Source organism: Polynucleobacter sp. 35-46-11 (genome assembly GCF_002281105.1).
Genome location: NZ_NCFJ01000409.1, coordinates 1 through 2,304, shown reverse-complemented (window position 1 = coordinate 2,304; position 2,304 = coordinate 1). Strand labels below are relative to the sequence as shown.

At 47.2% G+C, this 2,304-nt stretch carries 3 protein-coding genes; all 3 read right to left on the bottom strand.

From position 1 onward, the window contains the following. Positions 1-869, bottom strand: an 869-nt coding sequence (gene bamC, locus B7Y67_RS15640; RefSeq protein WP_293599429.1) for an outer membrane protein assembly factor BamC, incomplete at its 3' end; no start/stop codon positions are given. Between the two features lie 8 nt (positions 870-877). Further along, positions 878-1,750, bottom strand: coding sequence for a 4-hydroxy-tetrahydrodipicolinate synthase (gene dapA, locus B7Y67_RS15635; protein ID WP_215303841.1), 873 nt, complete (start codon positions 1,748-1,750; stop codon positions 878-880). A 75-nt stretch (positions 1,751-1,825) separates the two neighbouring features. Further along, positions 1,826-2,304, bottom strand: a 479-nt coding sequence (locus B7Y67_RS15630; RefSeq protein WP_293599428.1) for an SAM-dependent methyltransferase, incomplete at its 5' end; no start/stop codon positions are given.

Sequence of the window (2,304 nt, the reverse complement as noted above, 5' to 3'; positions counted from 1 at the left end):
AAGTTAGATCGATCCAAAGCTAAACCAGTGTCACGCCATGCACGATCAAAGCCTGCAGCCATTTCAATATGGGCAGTGTTAACACCCTCTTGAACTAACTTTGCTTTTGGGGTCTTGGGACCAAGCGGTACAGCAACCTGAGCCTTGGCCATTTCTTGCGTCATCCCCAAGCGCTCCATTAAACGAGCTAAGAATGCCGCTTCAAGCTCAGGGTCATTTGGACGTGCAGTCCAAATAGTAGAGATGCAAGCACCGGTACTGTCAGTGGTGCACACCTCTAAAGCACCGCGTTGAGTGATATAAATCTCCGTTTCGCCAGGCTTACTCACCTCAAGACGAGTCTTGTACTTATCACGCTCACCAGTGTCATAGAGGGAATCTAACGCACCGCCAATGGTTGATCGAATAAAATCTTGTGCAATCTTGGCACGATTCTCCGCCCAGTCCGTCTCCATGATGCCGGTAGAGGGTGAATCAATCACCAATAGAAAACCGTTCTCCTGCCAAAAATCTTTGATTTGTGGATAGAGCTCTGGAGCAGGTTTTTCAACAACCAACCAACGACGCTCCCCGTCACGAGCAATCCGCATACCCGGAATGCCGGTCATGACGTTCTTGCGAGTCTGCACTGATTTTTTTACTGCCGCGTTGTACTCAGACATCGTAGCGGAGCCATCCTGAACGATATATCTGCGATCAGCTTGAGCCGTAATGAGATCGGGAGGATAGGACAAATTAGGCCCACGAACAGCACCAGCAGATTTGTAATCCACGGTATCGTTTGTTGTTACTGATTTACATCCCAGCAGAGAGAAACTTGCCAAAGAAAGAATAAATAAAGTTGCGCAATGCTGGCGCACAAGTTGCATCACATTCGTCATAGTAAGCCGGCCTGTTTCATTGCAGTCTTCAAAGGTTCACGCAAAGCAACGCTCAAAGGGGTTAAAGGTAAACGAATTCCAGCAGTGACTTTGCCCATTTCATGCAGAGCCCATTTCACAGGAATCGGATTTGCCTCAGTAAACATGGCTTTATGCACAGCCAGTAATTGATATTGAATAGTACGTGTCTTGACGACATCATCAGACATTGCTGCCTGACACAATTGATGCATTAGACGTGGGGCAATATTGGCAGTAACGGAAATATTTCCCTTGCCACCCATCAACATCAACATTGCCGCACTCAGATCGTCGCCAGAAAATACAGAAAAATTAGCATGTCCAGCACGCTTAAGATCGGCTAGCAACAAAGTGCCTCGCTCAATGCTGCCAGTAGCATCCTTGATACCGATAATACCCGGCACTCCGGCCAAACGCACGGTAGTCTCACCCGCAAGATCAGCAACAGTTCGCCCAGGAACGTTATAAAGAATCACAGGCAAATCAACTGACTCCGCTATTTTCTTGAAGTGGGCGTACATACCCTCTTGAGTTGGCTTGTTATAGTAAGGAACAACCTGGAGGCTGGCGTCAGCACCAACCGACTTTGCAAAATTAGTTAACTCGATAGCCTCGGTAGTGGAATTGCCACCAGTACCCGCGATTACTGGAATGCGTCCAGCAATATGCTCAACGGCGACTTTAATCAGTTCACAATGCTCATCCACGGATACGGTGGGAGACTCTCCGCTCGTACCAACAATGACGATTCCATCAGAACCTTCAGCAACGTGCCAATCCAACAAAGAACGTAAAGCCGGAAAATCCAGACTTCCATCCTCGAACATCGGCGTCACAATAGCGGGCATACTGCCTGCGATAGGCTTTTTACTAGCTTGGGATTGTGTTGTATTAGTCACTTAATGTGTCTGATTATCTGAATGTTAACCACCAAATTGTAACGGAACGCACCCTTTTAAATGCCCTTTTACGGCACAAATCCGCTGAACCATGGCTGGTTTAGGGTGATCAAGGTAAATATCCTCGTAGGCTATGACCTTAAGGTCTGATCGGTGAGCCAAAGCAAGCAATTCCCCTGACTTGAGTAGGAAATTGGGGTTTGAGGGTTTGCCAAACTCAGCGTTCCCATCTGCAAACGTTTCATAGATCAAAACGCCGCCTTCGGTCAGCATTTTGGGCAATTCATCCAAAAATGGGCGATATAAATAATTAGTCACCACAATGCCTGAAAACTGTTGATTTAACAAAGGCCAATCCGCGCCCTCAAGATCTAGCGCTTGCATTTGAATGGAGATGCTTCGAAGCGGCTCAACAGCAGAAATGTCTTGGTCAACAGCGAGAATCTGATGACCCAAAGAAGCCAATAAAGCAGTATGTCTACCTGCGCCACAGGCAAGATCTA

Coding starts and splice junctions, on each gene's coding strand:
- dapA (WP_215303841.1), bottom strand. CDS start 1,750: ATGCCCGCTATTGTGACGCCGATGTTCGAGGATGGAAGTCTGGATTTT.